Source organism: Streptococcus australis (assembly GCF_901543175.1).
GTDB lineage: Bacteria > Bacillota > Bacilli > Lactobacillales > Streptococcaceae > Streptococcus > Streptococcus australis_A.
This window is the reverse complement of sequence record NZ_LR594040.1, coordinates 1,855,621-1,874,706: the sequence shown is the minus strand read 5'-3', so window position 1 is coordinate 1,874,706 and position 19,086 is coordinate 1,855,621. Positions and strand designations below refer to the sequence as shown.

Sequence of the window (19,086 nt, the reverse complement as noted above, 5' to 3'; positions counted from 1 at the left end):
TGAGACTATGCTTTGCCTAATTGCAAGAGGGCTTCAATCTCTGCTAGGGTGCTAGCTTGTGAAATGGCTCCACGGAGTTTGGCTGCGCCAGATGTTCCACGGAGGTAGTGAGGAGCGAGTCCACGGAATTCACGAACGGCAACGTTTTCTCCTTTGAGGTTAATCAAGCGTTTCAAGTGTTCGTAGGCAATTTTCATCTTGTCTTCAAAAGTCAAGTCAGGGAGAATTTCTCCTGTTTCAAAGTAGTGATTGATCTGGTTGAAGAGGTAGGGATTTCCCATGGCTGCGCGACCGATCATGACAGCGTCAGCACCGACTTCTTCGATACGCTGTTTGGCTTCTTGTACCGTACGGATATCACCATTGGCGATAAATGGAATCTTGGTCAGAGCTTGAGCGACCTTGTGAAGAGTCTCAAGGTCTGCGTGGCCTGTGTACATTTGTTCGCGAGTACGGCCATGCATAGCGAGGGCAGAGACACCTGCAGCCTCAGCTGCGAGGGCATTCTCCACGGCTAGGGATGGATCAGACCATCCTGTACGCATTTTGACAGTGAGGGGGATCTCAAGGACAGATTGGACCTTGTTGATGATAGAGTAGATCTTGTCTGGATCCTTGAGCCACATAGCACCAGCTTCGTTCTTCACGATTTTGTTAACTGGGCAGCCCATGTTGATATCAACGATATCGGTCTTGGTGTTTTCTTGGATGAATTCTGCTGCGCGTGCGAGGCTATCTTCGTCGCTACCAAAGAGTTGGATAGAAACTGGGTTTTCTCCTTCATCAATATGAAGCATGTGAAGGGTTTTTTCATTGTTGTATTGGATTCCCTTGTCAGAGACCATTTCCATCACAACGAGTCCAGCTCCGAGTTCTTTTGCGATGGTACGAAAGGCTGAGTTGGTCACACCAGCCATGGGTGCTAAAACAGTACGATTGGGAATCTCAACATTGCCAATCATAAAAGGTGTATTAAGATTTGTCACGAATGAGTTCCTCCAAGTCGTTTTCATCAAAGTTATAAGTTGTTTGGCAGAATTGACAAGTGATTTCTGCCCCGTGGTCTTCCTCTTTCATTTCTTCAAGGTCTGAATTTGGAAGGCTGGCAAGAGCGTTCATAAAACGGTCTTTGCTGCAGTCACATTGGAAACGAATTTCTTCTTCAGAAAGACGTTTGTAGGATTCGTCACCATAGATGGCCTTGAGAAGGGCTTCGATATGGTCATCGCTTTCCAGAAGAGTTGAGATGGCGGGCATTTCTTGGATGCGTTTTTCAAAGCGGGCAATCTCTTCTTCCTTGGCCCCTGGCAAGACTTGGAGAAGGAAGCCACCGGCAACTTTGACCTTGTCGTCTTTACCCAAAAGAACATTGAGGCCGACTGCTGAAGGGGTTTGTTGGCTTTCTGTCAGGTAATAGGCCAAGTCTTCACCGATTTCTCCAGAGATGAGAGGAGTCATGGAGTTATAAGGACTTCCAGTGCCGTAGTCTGTGATAACGAGAAATTGGCCATTGCCGACAAAAGGACCGACTAGGACTTCACCCGTTGCAGTCTTTTTGATGTCAACGCCAGGATTTTGAACGTAGCCTTTGACGTTGCCCTTGGTATCTGCGACTGTGATGATGGCACCGAGAGAGCTCGTTCCAAGAACTTTTACAGTAATTTTGGTATTTCCTTTTTCATTGGCTGCGAGAATTTGGCTGGCGATAAGGGTACGGCCAAGTGCAACAGTTGAACTGGCTTGAGTTTGATGTTTTTCTTGAGCAGTGCAGACGGTTTCAGTGCTATCAAGGACAAAAGCACGAAAGGCTCCGCTTTCTGATATAGTTTTAATAATTTTATCCATAGCTACTATTTTAGCATAAAAATGCCCAAAGGGGGAGCCGTGTGTTTGTTGTCATTTTTTAAACTGTTTAATTTCTGATGACTGGTATAGGAGATTTATAGAAATGGAAATTTTTGTTTACGTTTACTGTTAACATTTTAATTTATCTTAAAATAAGCTAAAACAAACTTTTGAATTATGGTAAACAGTTGAAAAAAAGGTTGATAAAATGGTAAAATGTTAGGAAGATAAGATAGTAAATGCATAGTTGCATAGCTTTTTTGAAAAATCATAGAAAATTGAACACACTAACTATGGGAAAACACAGAAAATTGTATATGTTTTTGGGACAGACCGTCCTATATTTTGTAATCTTACTTGGTTTGCTTTATTTTTTTAGTTACCTTGGTCAGAGTCAAGGAACCTTTATTTATAATGAGTTCTAGTTTAAAGGAGAAGAAGAACTGTGTCTAATAAACCGATAAAAGATATGATTGAAACGATTGAGCACTTTGCTCAAATACAACCAACATATCCTGTCTACAACGTTTTAGGTCAGGAGCATACTTATGGTGATCTAAAGGCTGATTCGGATAGTTTGGCTACAGCTATCGATCGACTTGCCTTGCCTGAGAAATCTCCAGTCGTCGTTTTTGGTGGTCAGGAATATGAGATGTTGGCTACCTTTGTAGCGTTAACTAAGTCGGGTCATGCCTACATTCCAATTGACAGCCATTCGGCCTTGGAACGAGTTTCTGCTATCGTAGAAGTTGCAGAGCCAAGTTTGATTATTGCTATCTCAGATTTTCCATTAGAGCAAACAAGCACACCGATGCTGAATTTAGAGCAAGTTCATGAAGCATTTGCTCAAGCTTCTAGCTACGAGATGACGCATCCAGTCAAGGGAGATGACAACTACTACATCATCTTTACTTCTGGTACGACTGGTAAGCCAAAAGGAGTGCAGATTTCCCACGACAATCTCCTCAGTTTTACCAACTGGATGATTACAGATAAAGAGTTTGCGACGCCAAGTCGTCCGCAAATGTTAGCCCAGCCCCCTTATTCTTTTGACCTATCTGTCATGTACTGGGCACCGACCTTGGCACTTGGTGGCACGCTTTTCGCTCTTCCTTCAGCCATTACTCAGGACTTCAAAAAACTCTTTGCGACCATCTTTTCCTTGCCAATCGCTATCTGGACATCAACACCGTCCTTTGCAGATATGGCCATGTTGTCAGAAGACTTTAACAGCGAGAAAATGCCAGGAATCACGCATTTCTACTTTGATGGTGAAGAATTGACGGTCAAAACAGCTCAAAAACTACGCGAGCGATTCCCCAATGCCCGTATTATCAATGCCTACGGTCCAACAGAAGCAACAGTAGCTCTATCAGCTGTTGCCGTAACAGACGAGATGTTGACGACTCTCAAACGCCTACCAATTGGCTATACCAAGGCGGATTCTCCAACCTTTATCATTGATGAGGAAGGTAAGAAACTGCCAAATGGTGAACAGGGAGAAATCATTGTTTCTGGGCCAGCTGTTTCAAAAGGCTATATGAATAACCCTGAAAAAACGGCAGAAGCTTTCTTTGAGTTCGAAGGTCTTCCGGCCTACCACACAGGGGATGTAGGAACTATGACAGATGAGGGCTTGCTTCTCTATGGTGGACGAATGGATTTCCAGATTAAGTTTAACGGTTATCGTATTGAGCTTGAAGATGTTTCTCAAAACCTCAACAAATCTCGCTATATCGAGTCGGCTGTTGCTGTTCCACGCTATAACAAGGATCACAAGGTACAAAATCTACTGGCCTACGTTATTTTGAAGGACGGTGTTAGTGAGCAGTTTGAGCGTGATATCGATATTACCAAGGCTATCAAGGAAGACCTAGCAGATATCATGATGTCTTATATGATGCCATCCAAGTTTCTCTATCGAGACAGTTTGCCACTAACGCCTAATGGTAAAATTGATATCAAGGGCTTGATTAACGAGGTAAACAGTAGATGATGGAGCTTTATAAACAGCTACCTCATTTGGAACCTTATGGTGATCTTTATTATTTTTTGTATGTGATTGCTGCAACCCTACCGATATTTATCGGGCTCTTTTTCAAGAAACGTTTTGCCTGGTACGAGGTGCTTGTTAGTCTCTTCTTTATCGTCACCATGTTGGTCGGTGGAAAGACGAATCAAATAAGCGCTCTGATCCTTTATGTTATCTGGCAAGTACTTCTTGTATTTTTCTACAAAAGGTATAGGAAACGACGGGATAGCAAATGGATATTTTACCTGGTTAGTTTTCTATCCCTATTGCCAATCGTCTTTGTGAAAGTATCTCCTGCTATTCATGGCCCTCAATCTTTGTTTGGATTTTTAGGGATTTCTTACTTGACCTTTCGTGCAGTTGGGGTTATCGTTGAGTTGAGAGACGGTGTTATCAAGGATTTAACGATCTGGCAATTCTTGCGTTTTCTTCTTTTTATGCCGACTTTCTCAAGTGGCCCCATTGATCGTTTTAAACGTTTCAATGAAAATTATGAGACCATTCCTGAGCGGGATGAGCTGATGGATATGCTAGAAGAGGCTGTCAAGTATATCATGCTTGGCTTTCTCTACAAGTTTATCTTGGCCCATATTCTGGGAGAGATTTTGTTGCCTCCTTTAAAGAACTTAGCCTTGCAGACAGGTGGTTTCTTTAACCATTATGCTCTTGCAGTTATGTATACCTTCGGTTTAGAATTGTTCTTTGACTTTGCGGGCTATTCTATGTTTGCTTTAGCAATTTCAAACTTGATGGGGATTCATAGTCCCATTAACTTTAACAAGCCCTTTTTATCAAGGGATTTAAAGGAGTTTTGGAATCGCTGGCACATGAGTCTGTCTTTCTGGTTTCGTGACTTTGTCTTTATGCGGATGGTCATGGTTCTGACTAGAAAGAAGGTCTTTAAGAATCGCAACGTCACTTCAAGTGTAGCCTATATTCTCAATATGCTGATTATGGGATTTTGGCATGGTGTGACCTGGTACTACATCGCCTATGGCCTTTTTCATGGGATTGGGCTGGTCATCAATGATGCTTGGGTTCGTAAGAAAAAAGCGCTCAATAAAGAACGGAAAAAAGCTGGGAAGGGTTCCTTACCTGAAAATCGCTGGATTCAGTTGCTTGGCATGGTTATCACCTTCCATGTCGTTATGTTCTCATTCTTAATCTTTTCTGGATTCTTGAATGATTTGTGGTTTAAAAAATAGAAAGATATAAAAAATGGATATCAAATCAGAAGTTATTGAAATTATTGATGAGTTGTTTATGGAAGATGTTTCTGACATGATGGATGAAGATCTTTTTGATGCCGGTGTCTTGGATAGTATGGGGACGGTTGAATTGATTGTTGAGATTGAAAACCGTTTTGACATTCGTGTTCCAGTGACGGAGTTTGGTCGTGATGACTGGAATACAGCTAATAAAATCGTAGAAGGTATTGCGGAGTTAAAGAATGCTTAAACGCTTGTGGCTGATCTTTGGCCCCATATTTGCTGCAGCTTTTTTGGTTCTTTTGCTCATCTATTTCTTTCCTAGTAAACAAAGCCACAATCTGATGGAGGAGAAGTACTCTGCAGCTTCCATCAGTAGGGAAAGTTTTAAAGAGAGAAGTCAAAAAGTGAGAGCGCTAACGGATCCCAATATGCGTTTTGTCCCTTTTTTAGGGTCAAGTGAATGGATTCGATTTGATAGTGTCCATCCAGCTGTTTTAGCAGAAAAATACAATCGTCCCTATCGTCCTTACTTTATGGGTCAGGCAGGAGCGGCCTCGCTTAACCAATATTTCGGTTTGCAGCAGATTCTGCCAGAAATCGAGGAAAAGCAGGCGGTATTTGTGATTTCGCCTCAGTGGTTTACAGAGACGGATTACGAGCCAGCGGCGTTTCAGAGATTCTTTAATAGCGACCAGTTGACAGCTTTTTTGGAAAATCAATCTGGGGACATCTCGGCTAAGCATGCTGCGACGCGTTTGTTGAAGCAGAACCCGAGTGTGGCATTGAAAGGCATCCTTCAAAAGCTTTCAAAAGGAGAGGACTTGTCAGATGCTGATCGACTTATCATCAACCTCTTTGCACGATTCAATGAAAAGCAGTCCTCTCTTTTTGGTCAATTTTCCATTCGGGGGAAACTCAAGTACAAAGAACATGTAGAAAACTATTTAAAAGATCTTCCTGATCAGTTTTCCTATGACGCTTTAGAAGAAATTGCCCGTAAGGATGCAGAGGCAAATACGACCAATAACGATATGGGGATGGAGAATCATTTCTACACGTACGAGGTCAAAAAAGACTTAAAAAAATGGGAAGGGTATCAAAAAAATTATAACTTCCTAAAGTCGTCTGAATACAATGATTTGCAGCTGGTTCTCAATCAATTTGCCAAATCAAAAGTCAATGTGCTCTTTGTTATCCAGCCTGTCAACAAAAAATGGATGGAATACACAGAACTCAGTGAAGAAATGTATCAACATGCAGTGGAGAAAATTCGTTACCAGTTAGAAAGTCAAGGCTTTACCAATATTGCTGACTTTTCTAAAAAAGGAGGAGAACCTTATTTTATCAAGGATACCATCCATTTAGGCTGGTTGGGTTGGCTGGCTTTTGATAAGGTTGTCAATCCCTTCTTGACGGATCCGAAACCAGCTCCAGACTACAAGATGAATGACCGCTTCTTTAGCAAGGACTGGGCGACCTATGATGGAAATATCAAAGATTTCCAATAAATCAAGAAAAAACTTGAACTTTTTGGTTCAGGTTTTTTGGTTAAATGGCGAATATTTTAGATGAAAACAAGTCAAAAGTTTCATTTTTTTCAGAAATATAGTATAATATAAAGGGAAAAAGAAAAGAAAAGGATTTCAAAATGAATAAACGTTTCTTATTACCTGTCTTGTCGACAGCCCTACTGGCCCCAGCTTTTTTAGCTGGACAGGTCTATGCTGAAGAAGCAGCTGCCCCTGCAGAAAGCCCAGCAGTAGTAACAAATCCTGCAACTTCAGAAACTCCTGTAGCTCCAAGAACAGAGGCGGCAAGTCCCGCAAGTGCTGAATCGGCGGAAGCAAAGGAAGCTCCTGTTGAATCTCTTAAAAAAGAAAAAGACACGGTTATCTTGCACACCAATGATGTCCATGGTCGTATTGTAGAGGAAAAGGGAGTAATTGGTGATGCTAAGTTAGCGACTGTCATTGAGCAGGAACGCGCGAAATCAAATCAAAATACTCTCGTCGTAGATGCGGGAGACGCTTTCCAAGGTTTACCGATTTCCAACTATACTAAGGGTGAAGCACGCGCCGAAATTCTCAATCAGATGCAGTATGATGCCATGGCAGTGGGAAACCATGAGTTTGACTTTGGTTTAGACGAAGCTAAAAAATACAAGGAAATCTTGAAATTCCCATTACTTAGTTCAAATACCTATGTCAATGGCGCCCGTCTCTTTGAAGCTTCTACAATCGTTGATAAAGATAAGACTGTGGAAGGTGATGAGTTTGTTGTAATCGGTGTAACAACACCTGAAACAGCTACCAAAACTCACCCTAAAAATGTCAAAGGGGTAACCTTTACAGATCCAATCTCTGAAGTCAATAAGGTTATCGAAGAAGTTCAAGCCAAGGCGCGTGCAGAAGGTAAGGACTACAAACACTATGTTGTGCTGGCTCACTTGGGTGTAGATACCACAACTCCAGTCGAGTGGCGTGGTTCAACCTTGGCAGAAGCTCTATCTAAAAATCCTCGTTTGAAAGGGAAACGTGTAACAGTAATCGATGGTCACTCTCATACAGTAGAATCAACGACCTATGGGGATAATGTTACCTATAACCAGACAGGAAGCTACCTTCATAATGTAGGGAAAATCACCTACAAATCACGTCAGCTTTTGGGCAATCCAACTCAGATTGCGGCTGCTGATGCTAAAAAATTACCAGCCAATCCAACAGTTGAAAAACTAGTCAAAGACATTAAACAAAAATACGATGCTGAAAATGCTGTTGAAGTCGTTTCAAACAGCCCTGTAGAACTCAACGGAGATCGTGAAAATGTTCGGGTTCGTGAAACCAACCTTGGGAACGTCGTAGCGGACTCCCTCTATCAGTATGGTCAGACAGGATTTAGCCATCCTACTGACATCGCTGTGACAAATGGCGGTGGCTTGCGTGAAACCATTGCAAAAGGCAAACCGATTACGAAAGGAAATGTCATTGCTGTTCTTCCATTTGGAAATACCATTTCACAAATCCAAGTGACTGGGCAACAAGTCTTGGATATGTTTGAAAAGTCACTCGGATCTATCTTGCAGGTCGATAAGGATGGTAATAAGGTCTTGGATGAGAACGGACAACCATTGCTAGAACCAAGTGGTGGCTTCTTGCAAGTTTCGGGTGTGAAGGTCTACTATGATACCAATCTACCATCAGGTAAACGTGTCTTGGCCATCCAGGTCAAAAACCGCACGACTGGTCGTTATGACCTCCTAGACCTCGCAAAAATCTACTATCTTGCAACCAATGATTTCCTAGCTGCGGGTGGCGATGGCTACACGATGTTAGGTGGTGCGCGAGAAGAAGGACCTTCTATGGATGCAGCCTTTGAAGAGTATCTGAAAACAGCTGATTTGACCCAGTATGAAAAGATCAATCCGAACTCACGGACAATTTCTGTGGATTCTAAAAACTTTAGTCTACCAGTAGAAACGCCTCAAACGAATGCAGCTGCTAGCGATGCGACTACGAATGTTCCACTTACTTATGAGGTGGCAGGTCAATTTAGCAAGAAGGCAGTTGTCTCAGAAAAAGCTCTTCCAAATACAGGAAGTGAACAATCCATCTTCTTGCTCTTGATGGGAATGGTAGCTGGTCTAGCAGGTATCTTATCGAGCAGAAAACCAAAGCTAAAATAGGTTAAATTTCACATCTAGAAGAGTCAAGGGAAACGTTTTTACGCCTTTTTCCCTTGACTCTTTTTTGGTTTATGATATAATTAACCAGTAAAGAATCGGTGGCTATCTAAGTTTTTTAACGAAAAAGATAGCTAGGAAAGGAGTAACACATGAGACAGCTTGCACAGGAAATCGATAACTTTTTAAACGAGGTGATCTTGAGATCTGAGAACCAGCATGAAATTCTGATTGGGCATTGCACAAGTGATGTAGCCTTGACCAATACTCAGGAACATATCCTCATGCTCCTGTCAGAAGAATCCTTAACCAACTCGGAGTTGGCTCGTCGTCTCAATGTCAGTCAGGCGGCAGTGACCAAGGCTATCAAGTCTTTGGTCAAAGAGGGCATGTTAGAGACATCCAGAGATCCCAAGGATGCGCGTGTGATTTTTTATCAACTGACAGAGCTAGCTCGACCAGTAGCGGCAGAACACCACTACCACCATGAGCACACACTCTCAGCCTATGAACAAGTAGCAAATCAGTTTACTCCAAATGAACAAGAAGTCATCCAGCGGTTTTTAACTGCTTTAGTAGGAGAAATCAAATAATGCGGTATATTACAGTAGAGGACTTGTCTTTCTATTATGACAAAGAACCTGTCCTCGAGCACATCAACTACAGTGTTGATAGTGGGGAGTTTGTCACCCTGACTGGTGAAAATGGAGCTGCCAAGACAACGCTTATCAAGGCGAGCCTAGGCATCTTGCAACCAAGATTTGGCAAGGTAACCATCTCAAAGACAAATACTCATGGGAAAAAGCTTAGGATAGCTTATCTTCCCCAACAGATAGCCAGTTTTAATGCTGGCTTTCCAAGTACGGTTTATGAATTTGTCAAGTCGGGTCGCTATCCGCGAAAGGGCTGGTTCCGTCGTTTGAATGCTCACGATGAGGAGCATATCAAGGCCAGTCTAGACTCAGTTGGTATGTGGGAACACCGTGATAAACGGATTGGCTCCCTCTCTGGTGGGCAAAAGCAACGGGCGGTTATTGCACGGATGTTTGCTTCTGACCCAGATATCTTTGTCTTGGATGAGCCGACGACAGGGATGGATGCGGGGAGCAAAAATGAATTTTACGAACTCATGCACCATAGTGCTCATCATCATGGCAAGGCCGTTTTGATGATTACGCATGACCCTGAGGAGGTCAAGGCCTACGCAGACCGCAATATCCATCTAGTGCGTAACCAAGACTCGCCATGGCGTTGTTTCAATGTTCACGAGAGTGACCAGGAGGTGGATCATGCTTAGTTTGTTATCATATGACTTCATGCAACGGGCCTTCTTGGCTGTCATTGCTATGAGTCTCTTTTCACCAGTCCTTGGGACATTTCTTATCTTACGTCGTCAGAGTCTCATGAGTGATACTCTTAGTCACGTTTCCTTGTCAGGGGTTGCCTTTGGTCTGGTTTTGGGGATTTCTCCAACCATTTCAACTATCGTTATTGTCTTGATAGCTGCGGTCTTTCTGGAGTATCTCCGTACGGTTTATAAGAACTTTATGGAAATCGGGACTGCCATCCTCATGTCGACAGGGCTTGCAGTCTCCCTTATCGTGATGAGTAAGGGGAAAAGTTCGAGTTCCATGAGTCTGGATCAATACCTCTTTGGTTCGATTGTGACCATTAGTGAGGAGCAGGTCATTGCTCTCTTTATCATTGCTGCAGTTGTTTTGCTCTTGACATTCTTGTTCTTACGTCCCATGTACATCCTGACCTTTGATGAGGACACGGCTTTTGTAGATGGACTTCCAGTGCGGACCATGTCCATCCTCTTTAACATGGTGACAGGGGTGGCGATTGCCCTCATGATACCAGCAGCAGGAGCCCTTTTGGTGTCAACCATTATGGTCTTGCCAGCTAGTATTGCCCTTCGTCTGGGGAAAAACTTCAAATCCGTTATGTTACTAGCCAGTGCGATTGGCTTTTTGGGAATGGTGGCAGGTCTCTATATTTCCTACTATGCGGAAACACCTGCCAGCGCTAGTATCACCATTATCTTTGTAGCTGTCTTTTTGTTAGTCAGTCTACTGAAACGTTTTATCAAATAGGAGAATGAAATGAAAAAAATTAGCTTATTACTAGCTAGTCTATGTGCCTTGTTTTTAGTGGCTTGTTCCAATCAAAAACAGGCAGATGGGAAGCTAAATATCGTGACAACCTTTTACCCTGTCTACGAATTTACCAAGCAAGTCGCAGGAGATACTGCTAATGTAGAACTTCTAATCGGTGCTGGTACAGAACCTCACGAATACGAACCGTCTGCCAAGGCAGTTGCTAAAATCCAAGATGCAGATACCTTTGTCTATGAAAATGAAAATATGGAAACTTGGGTTCCAAAATTGCTAGAATCCTTGGATAAGAAAAAAGTCAAGACCATCAAGGCGACAGGTGATATGCTCCTCTTACCAGGTGGTGAGGAAGGGCATGATCATGGCAGTGAAGGTCACCATCACGAATATGACCCTCATGTATGGCTCTCGCCAGCACGTGCTATTAAGCTGGTAGAGCATATCCGTGACAGTTTAGCAAGGGACTATCCTGATAAAAAAGAGACCTTTGAGAAGAATGCCGCTGCCTATATTGAAAAATTGCAAGCCTTGGACAAGGCTTACACAGATGGCTTGTCTCAAGCTAAACAAAAGAGCTTTGTGACCCAGCACGCTGCCTTTAACTACCTTGCCTTGGACTACGGTCTCAAGCAAGTATCCATCTCAGGTCTCTCACCAGATGCAGAGCCATCAGCAGCACGTTTGGCAGAATTGACAGAGTATATCAAGAAAAACAAGATTTCTTATATCTACTTTGAAGAAAATGCCTCACAAGCCCTCGCCAATACACTCTCAAAAGAAACAGGTGTCAAACTAGACGTGCTCAATCCGCTAGAAAGTCTGACAGAAGAAGCAACCAAGGCTGGTGAGGACTATATCTCCGTGATGGAGAAAAACCTCAAAGCTTTGAAACAGACAACAGACCAAGAAGGACCAGAAATCGAGCCAGAGAAGGAAGAAAACACCAAGACAGTTCACAATGGTTACTTTGAGGATGCAGATGTCAAAGACCGCACCTTGAGTGACTATGCTGGTAACTGGCAGTCGGTCTATCCTTTCCTTGAAGATGGGACCTTTGATCAAGTCTTTGACTACAAGGCTAAGTTGACTGGTAAGATGACCAAAGATGAGTACAAGGCCTACTATCAAAAAGGTTATCAGACAGATGTGACTAAGATCAACATCACGGATAATACCATGGAGTTTGTTCAAGGTGGACAAAGTAAGAAATTCACTTACAAGTATGTCGGCAAGAAAATCTTGACTTATAAGAAAGGCAATCGTGGCGTGCGTTTCCTCTTTGAAGCGACAGATGCAGATGCTGGACAATTCAAGTATGTTCAGTTTAGCGACCACAATATCGCCCCAGTCAAGGCAGAACATTTCCATATCTTCTTTGGAGGTACTAGCCAAGAAGCTCTCTTTGAAGAGATGGATAACTGGCCAACTTACTACCCAGATAAGCTATCTGGACAAGAAATCGCCCAAGAAATGTTGGCGCATTGATGCAAGAGAAAATCCCGCAAATCTGCGGGATTTTTGCTAGAAGCGATTATCCGGTTAGGTTGCGAGACGGTAAACCGCCTCTGCGTAGATGTCCATAGCGCGATAAAGATCGTCTAGGACAGCTGCTTCATTTGCCTGATGTTCAGTTTGTTGTGCTCCTGGGAAAAGAGCGCCAAAGGCTACACAGTTTGGCATGGTGCGGGCAAAGGTAGCACCACCTGATGAGAGAGGAGGAGTCTCATCTCCAGTTTTTTCTTGGTAAACTTGCATAAGAGTAGTAACGAGTTGGCTATCTCTTGCGACATAGAGGGGTGCTAGATAGTCAAATTCTTGGTAGTCAAGTTGGTAGTCTTTGGCGCACTGAGTGAGCTGTGCTACCAGTTTCTCCTTATCTGCTAGCACAGGTATGCGTATATCGATCCGAATCTCGGAGCGATCGGGATTGATGGTCAACCCTGCAACATTAAAGGATAGGGAACCAGATGGTTCATCAGCGATCTCTCCAAAGATTCCAAGCCCTCTACCATCTTGCCCTGCTTTGTCGGCTAGAAAATGAAGAGTGGGATGCGAGTGAAGGCTTGCGAGTATACTGGCTAGTCGAATGACGGCATTTATACCCTGACTAGCGTCTTTGGCATGCTTGGGCAAACCGATGACAGTCACTGTTTGGTCTGCAGTTTGGTAATCATAACCAGCTTCTGTTAAACCTCTACAAACCGCTTCGTAAAGAGGACCTTGGTAACTTGCCTTGTCTGGTACGACATTAAAGGCACCTCCGATATCGAGCTTGAGATGATCAGAGCCCGGGCCATGAAGCTTGACTTGAAGAAGCCCCTTTTCAGCGTATGTTAAAGGAAATGACGAATCAGGGGCGAATCCCATACTGGCTGTTTCTTCGAGGGCATTGTAGCGTGCCATACATCTCCAAAGGGTTTCTTCATCCGTACCAAAGATAAAACGCACGCGTTTCTTAAATTGGATGCCTTGGTCAAGCAAGCTTTTCACTGCGTAGAGAGCTGCCAGTGAAGGACCTTTATCGTCCTGTGCCCCTCTTCCGTAGAGGATTCCTTCTTTAATGCTTGCTTCAAATGGCGGTGTCTGCCAATCTGCTTCATCACCTGATGGAACAACATCCAAATGACAGAGAACGGCCAGGAGCTCTGCTCCCTGACCGATTTCTGCGTATCCGTAATAACCTTTAGGGTCGAGATAGGTAGTGAAACCTAAGCCGCGACAAATCTCTAAAGTTTTTTCTAGGACATCTTGGATTGCTTGTCCAAAAGGTGTTCCATTTTCTCCTTCATTGAGTACCGAAGGATAGGAAATCAAGGTTTTTAATGATGTAAGAAATTCATCTTTGACTTGATTTGTTATATCTATTTTCATGGAATCACCTCGCTCACTATTTATAGGAATGGAAGGAAGGTTCCAAGGAGAAGAAGGGCGATTGTCACTACAATAATAGCGACTACGAGTTTGCCCATGAATTTCCACCAAGTACCAATGTTGATACGTCCAAGTGCAAGAGCTCCCATCACAATACCAGATGTTGGTGCAATCAAGTTCAAGACACCTGAAGCAGATTGGTAAGCAGTGATAATCAAGCTAGGACGAACGTTTACAAATTCTCCAAGCGGAGCCATGATACCCATAGTTGCGCTGGCAAGACCAGATGAAGATGGGATCAAGAATGACATAGGTAGATAGAAGATATAAGTTAAAACGATAAAGACTTGTGAAGATAGACCGCTCAAGCCTTCTTTACCCCAGTTGAGAATGGTGTCGGTAATCATACCGTCGTTCATGATAACTTGAATACCACGGGCAATTGCTACGATCAAGGCAACACTGAGCAAGTCAGCAGCACCATTCATGAAGGCAGAGATAATCTTATCTTCCTTAAGACCATAAACAATACCAATCAGGATACCCATAAAGGCAAAGAGCATTGCACCTTCTGGGAAGTACCAAGTACCTAGTGCAGAAGTAGATGAACCGATAATATTACCAATAACTGGAAGACCAGTCAACCAAGCATTAAAGTCATTAAAAACAGTTACCTTCAAGCCTTCCCATGGAATGAAGCTCAATACCATCAAGATGAATGTCAACACAAATAAGAAGAGAACTGATTTTTGTTTGCTGCTAAGTGTAGATTCTACAGATGAAGATTCTTCTACGTTAAAGTGTTTCAAATCTTCTTCGCGAGTACTATAAACCAGTGACTTAGTCGGATCTTTTTGAATCTTATCCGCATAACGGTAAACAAACCAAGTGCTAAGAGCAGTCAAGACAACCCAGAAAATCAGACGAAGTACGAGACCTTCCGCTGTAGGAACTCCCGCAGTCGCTGAAGCAATACCTGTCGCAAATGGATTCAGAGTAGATGCCAAACAGCCGATTTGAGAACCGAGCAAAATAATTGCAACACCAGTCAAGCTATCAAAACCAACGGCCATCATAACTGGTACAAGGAGTGGATAGAAGGCCATTGTTTCTTCACCCATACCATAAGTTGTACCACCGAGGGCAAACAAAGGCATCAGTACCAAAATCAACATTTTTTCGCGGCCTTTATACTTCTTCACGATAGAGGCAATCCCTACGTCAAGAGCACCAGTTTCATTGACAACGCCAAGGAAAGCACCAACCATGAGGATGAAGAAGGCTACATCAATCGCTGCGCTGGTTTCTTTAATCAGTGAGCCTGCCTCTGGATGAGTACCTAACATAGCCCGAATCGGTGCCATGAGGACATCCCAAATTCCTTGTGGATTTTGAGGTTGAGCATTGTAAACACCCTCTATAAAGGCCCCCGCAGGGATAATCCAAGTTAGCACTGCCATAATAGCAATGATTATCAATAAGACGGTGTAAGATGAAGGCATCTTAAACCCTTTTTTAGCTTTTTCACTCATTTGTTTTTCCTCCTAATGTCTAACAAAGTGTAAAAAACCAACTACTTTCTTAAATAAATATTTAAGAAAAACGCTTTTTTATTTATAATTATTCTACCATATTAAAGTCTAAAAAACTAGTATTTTGTGAAAATATCCTACTTATTTTCACAAAATTATTCTTAACTTAATATAGAAACGCTAGAAATAAAATACATCTTATTAGTAAAACAACTTACCCTTTTTCAATAATTGTTCCGCTTTCAGACTCAATCAAAGCTCCAAGGTTTTCAAGGGAAGTAATAACGGCTTTTCCTTCTGGACGACCATTGACAAAAGCGATAGCTGCTTCTACTTTTGGAAGCATGCTGCCTGGTGCAAACTGATCTTGTTTGATATATTCTTCCAGCTGGGCAACATTCACATGTTCCAATTTTTCCTGGTTTGGTTTGTTGTAGTTAACAAATACATAATCTACACCTGTCAAAACGATGAAGAGGTCTGCATCAACCAATTCTGCCAAACGCTGGGAAGCGAAGTCTTTATCAATAACCGCTTCGACACCAGTCAAATGTCCATTGTTTTCTTTGACGACGGGAATACCGCCACCACCTGCAGCTACGACGACTTGACCATTATTTAAAAGAGTACGGATGGTTTCAATTTCTTTGATGTCAACGGGTTTTGGTGAAGCAACTACCTTACGCCAGCCACGACCAGCATCTTCCTTGAAAGTTGCTCCGCTCTTTTCGGCTTCTGCTTTTGCTTCTTCTTCTGAATAGAAAGGACCGATTGGTTTACTCAAGTCAACAAAAGCTGGATCATTTTTATCTACGACAACTTGCGTTACAACAGAGGCAACATTTTTTTCGATGCCTTCATCCAAGAGAGCATTTTGCAAAGCATTTTGCAACCAGAAACCGATGCTACCTTCTGTCATAGCGACAAGTGAGTCGAGTGGGAAGGCAGGGTTCTTTTCAGAGTCTGATGCCAAATGTTGGAGCAAGAGATTCCCAACTTGAGGTCCATTACCGTGAGTGATAATCAAATCATCTCCATTTTTAATCAATTTTACAAGATGCTTAGCTGTTTCAACTAAAGCTTCTTGTTGAGCCTTTGCTGATGGATCAGAAGAAAGAATCGCATTTCCTCCCAAAGCTACTACAATTTTACGATTTGCCATAAATTCTCCTTTATCACACTCAATAGAATGCGTTTAGATTTCAATTTAATGGATTTTCACATATTTTATAAGAAATAACAGATTACTATTATATAAAAGAGGGCCGGACTAAAGCTATTAGTCGCAGCCCTCATAGCTGTTAGTAGACGGTTTATTATCTAAAATTATACTTTAGGAATATAAAGGTTACCAAGAGTAGCAGCCATAACAGCTTTGATAGTGTGCATACGGTTTTCTGCTTGGTCAAAGTGGCGAGCATACTTGCTGCGGAAGACTTCGTCTGTTACTTCCATTTCTTCTACGCCAAATTTTTCAGCAACATCTTTACCATAAACAGTGTGAGTGTCGTGGAATGCTGGTAAACAGTGGAGGAAGATCAAGTTTTCGTTGTTTGCTTTTTTCACTAAGTCCATATTGACTTGGTAAGGTTTCAAAAGTGCAACGCGTTCTGCGAATTTGTCTTCTTCACCCATAGATACCCAAACGTCTGTATAAAGTACATCTGCACCTTTAACAGCTTCGTCTGCATCTTCGGTGATGAGGATGTGTGCACCACTTTCTTTAGCAAATCCTTCAGCCAATTCAACGATTTCTTTTTCTGGGAAGAGTTCTTTTGGTGAGAAGATGTGAACATTAACACCAAGGATAGCACCTGTTACGAGCAAGCTATTGGCAACGTTGTTACGTCCATCACCACAGTATACCAATGTCAAGCCTTCCAAGCGGCCGAAGTTTTCTTGAACAGTCAAGTAGTCAGCCAACATTTGAGTTGGGTGCCATTCGTCAGTTAGACCGTTCCATACTGGAACACCTGAGAATTCTGCTAATTCTTCAACCATACGTTGGCTGAAACCACGGAATTCAATCCCGTCAAACATACGACCCAAAACTTTTGCAGTATCTTCAGTAGATTCTTTTTTACCTAACTGAATGTCATTTGCTCCGAGGTATTCTGGATGAGCACCAAGGTCAATAGCTGCAGTTGTAAAGGCTGCACGTGTACGAGTAGAAGTTTTTTCAAACAAGAGGGCGATATTTTTACCAGCAAGGTAGTGGTGTTGGATATTGCGTTTTTTCAAATCCTTCAAGTGAGCTGAAAGACCGATAAGATATTCTAACTCTGCGCGAGTAAAGTCTTTTTCTGCTAAAAAGCTACGTCCTTGGAATACTGAATGTGTCATTCTATTATTTCCTCTTTCTATTTTTTTACATTTTTTATTGACAAATACTGAACAGCGATTATACTTCTTCACGTTCAAATGGCATAGACATACAACGAGGTCCACCACGGCCCCGAACCAATTCACTTCCGCGAATCTTAATCAAGCGAAGCCCGTATTCTTCTAGGATCTTATTGGTAATGGTATTGCGGGCATAAACGACGACTACACCAGGTGCGATGGTCAAAGTGTTGGAACCGTCATTCCATTGTTCACGCGCAGCTGCTACGATATTGCCACCACCGCAACGGATCAAATGAACTTTTTCTACGCCGAGGTTCTTCGCAAGAAGTTCAGCTAAGTCACCTTTTTCTTCAACAATCTTGAGTTTTTCATTTTCATAAGTGACAGAGTACACACGAAGATCGCCTTCGATTTCTGGGTGAATTGTGAACTTGTCATAGTCAACCATGGTGAAGACAGTATCCAAGTGCATGAATTTACGGTTGTTAGCAAATTCAAATGCCAATACTTTCTTGAAGCCAACATTTTTCTTGAAGATGTTCACCAAGAGTTTTTCAATCGAAGCTGCATCTGTACGTTGAGAGATACCTACTGCAAGAACGTCTTTAGAAAGAACGAGCTCATCTCCACCTTCAATACGTGTATCTTCTTCACGGTTGTAGACTAATTCTACTTTTCCACCATAGATTGGATGGTGTTTGAAAATGTATTTACCATAAAGAGTTTCACGGTTACGAGTATCTGCATACATGTGGTTAAGTGATACGGCATTACCAATGGTTGCAAATGGGTCGCGAGTGAAGTAGAGGTTTGGCATTGGGTCAATAGCAAATGGATAGTCTGACTCAACCAAGTCAGTTAAGCCTTTTGCTTCTTCAGGAATTTCTGGCAATTCAACTTTTTGAACCCCTGCCATAGTTTTTTCAACCAATTCTTGGTTGTCCTTGATACCGTGAAGCAATTCACGAATAGCCGCCTTGGTTTGACGACCACGGATGTTAGCTTCGTCTAAATATTCCTCGATAAATTGATCGCGGATTTCTGGGGAAGTCAATGATTCAGCAGTCAATTGCTCTAGGTAAAGGACCTCAATTCCTTCATCACGAAGAGCTTGAGCAAATGCGTCATGTTCTTTTTGAGCATCTTCCAAGAATGGAATGTCATCAAAAAGAAGCCTTTCGAGATAGTCCGGCAACAAGTTTTCCAACTCTTTGCCTGGACGGTGCAACATAACTTTTTTCAGTTTCCCAATTTCTGAGAATACCTGAATTGGATGTGAAGACATGTGTTTTCCTCCTTAAAAATTTTCACGGTGGCACCTTTTTGGTACCGCTTACATTTACGTTATATCATATTCTCAGAGGCGTGTCAATAGTAAAAAATGATTAAAAATTCGGACAAAACAAGGTTTTAGTAGTATTTTATGTTATTATACGATAGCAAAAGGAATTAG

Annotated in this window: 17 protein-coding genes; 10 read left to right on the top strand and 7 right to left on the bottom strand. The window is 42.4% G+C overall.

What is annotated here, in order from left to right; translation table 11 throughout:
• Positions 1-5 precede the first annotated feature (5 nt).
• Together dusB and hslO are read right to left on the bottom strand one after the other, a co-directional pair.
• Positions 6-986, bottom strand: coding sequence for a tRNA dihydrouridine synthase DusB (dusB, locus tag FGK98_RS09610; RefSeq protein ID WP_171011140.1), 981 nt, complete (start codon positions 984-986; stop codon positions 6-8).
• On the bottom strand, positions 973-1,845 hold the full coding sequence (hslO, locus tag FGK98_RS09605) for an Hsp33 family molecular chaperone HslO (protein WP_138100971.1): 873 nt from the start codon (positions 1,843-1,845) through the stop codon (positions 973-975). The genes dusB and hslO overlap by 14 nt, the downstream gene beginning before the upstream one ends.
• A 293-nt stretch (positions 1,846-2,138) precedes the next feature.
• Here hslO and FGK98_RS09600 point away from each other — a divergent pair, with 293 nt between their 5' ends.
• The 10 genes from FGK98_RS09600 (at position 2,139) to FGK98_RS09555 (ending at position 12,369) form a co-directional block, all read left to right on the top strand.
• Positions 2,139-2,270, top strand: a complete 132-nt coding sequence (locus tag FGK98_RS09600) for a teichoic acid D-Ala incorporation-associated protein DltX (RefSeq protein WP_025168981.1) — start codon at positions 2,139-2,141, stop codon at positions 2,268-2,270.
• Positions 2,271-2,290: 20 nt separating this feature from the next.
• Entirely contained in the window at positions 2,291-3,841 is a 1,551-nt protein-coding gene (gene dltA / locus FGK98_RS09595) for a D-alanine--poly(phosphoribitol) ligase subunit DltA (protein ID WP_138100970.1), read from the top strand.
• Entirely contained in the window at positions 3,838-5,082 is a 1,245-nt protein-coding gene (gene dltB, locus FGK98_RS09590) for a D-alanyl-lipoteichoic acid biosynthesis protein DltB (protein WP_138100969.1), read from the top strand. Before dltA ends, dltB begins: the two co-directional genes overlap by 4 nt.
• A gap of 13 nt (positions 5,083-5,095) precedes the next feature.
• A complete protein-coding gene (dltC, locus tag FGK98_RS09585) occupies positions 5,096-5,335 on the top strand; it encodes a D-alanine--poly(phosphoribitol) ligase subunit DltC (RefSeq protein ID WP_000351970.1) in 240 nt (79 codons plus the stop codon).
• Positions 5,328-6,596: a D-alanyl-lipoteichoic acid biosynthesis protein DltD gene (gene dltD / locus FGK98_RS09580; protein ID WP_138100968.1), complete on the top strand. Its 1,269-nt coding sequence runs from the start codon at positions 5,328-5,330 to the stop codon at positions 6,594-6,596. Before dltC ends, dltD begins: the two co-directional genes overlap by 8 nt.
• Positions 6,597-6,736: 140 nt before the next feature.
• A complete protein-coding gene (gene nt5e / locus FGK98_RS09575; RefSeq protein ID WP_138100967.1) occupies positions 6,737-8,770 on the top strand; it encodes a cell surface ecto-5'-nucleotidase Nt5e in 2,034 nt (677 codons plus the stop codon).
• Positions 8,771-8,919: 149 nt separating this feature from the next.
• Positions 8,920-9,360, top strand: a complete 441-nt coding sequence (gene adcR, locus FGK98_RS09570) for a zinc-dependent transcriptional regulator AdcR (RefSeq protein ID WP_138100966.1) — start codon at positions 8,920-8,922, stop codon at positions 9,358-9,360.
• A complete protein-coding gene (locus FGK98_RS09565; RefSeq protein ID WP_001269480.1) occupies positions 9,360-10,064 on the top strand; it encodes a metal ABC transporter ATP-binding protein in 705 nt (234 codons plus the stop codon). The genes adcR and FGK98_RS09565 overlap by 1 nt, the downstream gene beginning before the upstream one ends.
• Positions 10,057-10,863 carry a metal ABC transporter permease gene (locus FGK98_RS09560; RefSeq protein WP_138100965.1) on the top strand — a complete coding sequence of 269 codons (807 nt, stop codon included), beginning with the start codon at positions 10,057-10,059 and terminating at the stop codon, positions 10,861-10,863. Before FGK98_RS09565 ends, FGK98_RS09560 begins: the two co-directional genes overlap by 8 nt.
• Before the next feature lie 9 nt (positions 10,864-10,872).
• On the top strand, positions 10,873-12,369 hold the full coding sequence (locus tag FGK98_RS09555; RefSeq protein ID WP_138100964.1) for a zinc ABC transporter substrate-binding protein AdcA: 1,497 nt from the start codon (positions 10,873-10,875) through the stop codon (positions 12,367-12,369).
• A 54-nt stretch (positions 12,370-12,423) separates the two neighbouring features.
• Here FGK98_RS09555 and FGK98_RS09550 read toward each other — a convergent pair whose 3' ends face one another.
• The 5 genes from FGK98_RS09550 to arcA all read right to left on the bottom strand — a co-directional run bounded on the left by FGK98_RS09550 (position 12,424) and on the right by arcA (position 18,918).
• A complete protein-coding gene (locus FGK98_RS09550; protein WP_138100963.1) occupies positions 12,424-13,755 on the bottom strand; it encodes a dipeptidase in 1,332 nt (443 codons plus the stop codon).
• Between the two features lie 20 nt (positions 13,756-13,775).
• A complete protein-coding gene (locus FGK98_RS09545; RefSeq protein ID WP_138100962.1) occupies positions 13,776-15,287 on the bottom strand; it encodes a YfcC family protein in 1,512 nt (503 codons plus the stop codon).
• Between the two features lie 214 nt (positions 15,288-15,501).
• Entirely contained in the window at positions 15,502-16,449 is a 948-nt protein-coding gene (gene arcC, locus FGK98_RS09540) for a carbamate kinase (RefSeq protein ID WP_138100961.1), read from the bottom strand.
• A 164-nt stretch (positions 16,450-16,613) separates the two neighbouring features.
• Positions 16,614-17,630: an ornithine carbamoyltransferase gene (gene argF, locus FGK98_RS09535; protein ID WP_000149840.1), complete on the bottom strand. Its 1,017-nt coding sequence runs from the start codon at positions 17,628-17,630 to the stop codon at positions 16,614-16,616.
• A 58-nt stretch (positions 17,631-17,688) separates the two neighbouring features.
• Positions 17,689-18,918: an arginine deiminase gene (arcA, locus tag FGK98_RS09530; RefSeq protein ID WP_138100960.1), complete on the bottom strand. Its 1,230-nt coding sequence runs from the start codon at positions 18,916-18,918 to the stop codon at positions 17,689-17,691.
• Between the last annotated feature and the right edge of the window lie 168 nt (positions 18,919-19,086).

Excerpts from the sequence above, each read along its gene's own strand:
- hslO (WP_138100971.1), bottom strand. The coding sequence starts at position 1,845 with ATGGATAAAATTATTAAAACTATATCAGAAAGCGGAGCCTTTCGTGCT.
- FGK98_RS09545 (WP_138100962.1), bottom strand. The coding sequence starts at position 15,287 with ATGAGTGAAAAAGCTAAAAAAGGGTTTAAGATGCCTTCATCTTACACC.
- dltD (WP_138100968.1), top strand. The coding sequence starts at position 5,328 with ATGCTTAAACGCTTGTGGCTGATCTTTGGCCCCATATTTGCTGCAGCT.
- dltC (WP_000351970.1), top strand. The coding sequence starts at position 5,096 with ATGGATATCAAATCAGAAGTTATTGAAATTATTGATGAGTTGTTTATG.
- FGK98_RS09565 (WP_001269480.1), top strand. The coding sequence starts at position 9,360 with ATGCGGTATATTACAGTAGAGGACTTGTCTTTCTATTATGACAAAGAA.
- argF (WP_000149840.1), bottom strand. The coding sequence starts at position 17,630 with ATGACACATTCAGTATTCCAAGGACGTAGCTTTTTAGCAGAAAAAGAC.
- FGK98_RS09550 (WP_138100963.1), bottom strand. The coding sequence starts at position 13,755 with ATGAAAATAGATATAACAAATCAAGTCAAAGATGAATTTCTTACATCA.
- FGK98_RS09600 (WP_025168981.1), top strand. The coding sequence starts at position 2,139 with ATGGGAAAACACAGAAAATTGTATATGTTTTTGGGACAGACCGTCCTA.
- arcA (WP_138100960.1), bottom strand. The coding sequence starts at position 18,918 with ATGTCTTCACATCCAATTCAGGTATTCTCAGAAATTGGGAAACTGAAA.
- arcC (WP_138100961.1), bottom strand. The coding sequence starts at position 16,449 with ATGGCAAATCGTAAAATTGTAGTAGCTTTGGGAGGAAATGCGATTCTT.
- nt5e (WP_138100967.1), top strand. The coding sequence starts at position 6,737 with ATGAATAAACGTTTCTTATTACCTGTCTTGTCGACAGCCCTACTGGCC.
- adcR (WP_138100966.1), top strand. The coding sequence starts at position 8,920 with ATGAGACAGCTTGCACAGGAAATCGATAACTTTTTAAACGAGGTGATC.
- FGK98_RS09560 (WP_138100965.1), top strand. The coding sequence starts at position 10,057 with ATGCTTAGTTTGTTATCATATGACTTCATGCAACGGGCCTTCTTGGCT.
- FGK98_RS09555 (WP_138100964.1), top strand. The coding sequence starts at position 10,873 with ATGAAAAAAATTAGCTTATTACTAGCTAGTCTATGTGCCTTGTTTTTA.
- dltB (WP_138100969.1), top strand. The coding sequence starts at position 3,838 with ATGATGGAGCTTTATAAACAGCTACCTCATTTGGAACCTTATGGTGAT.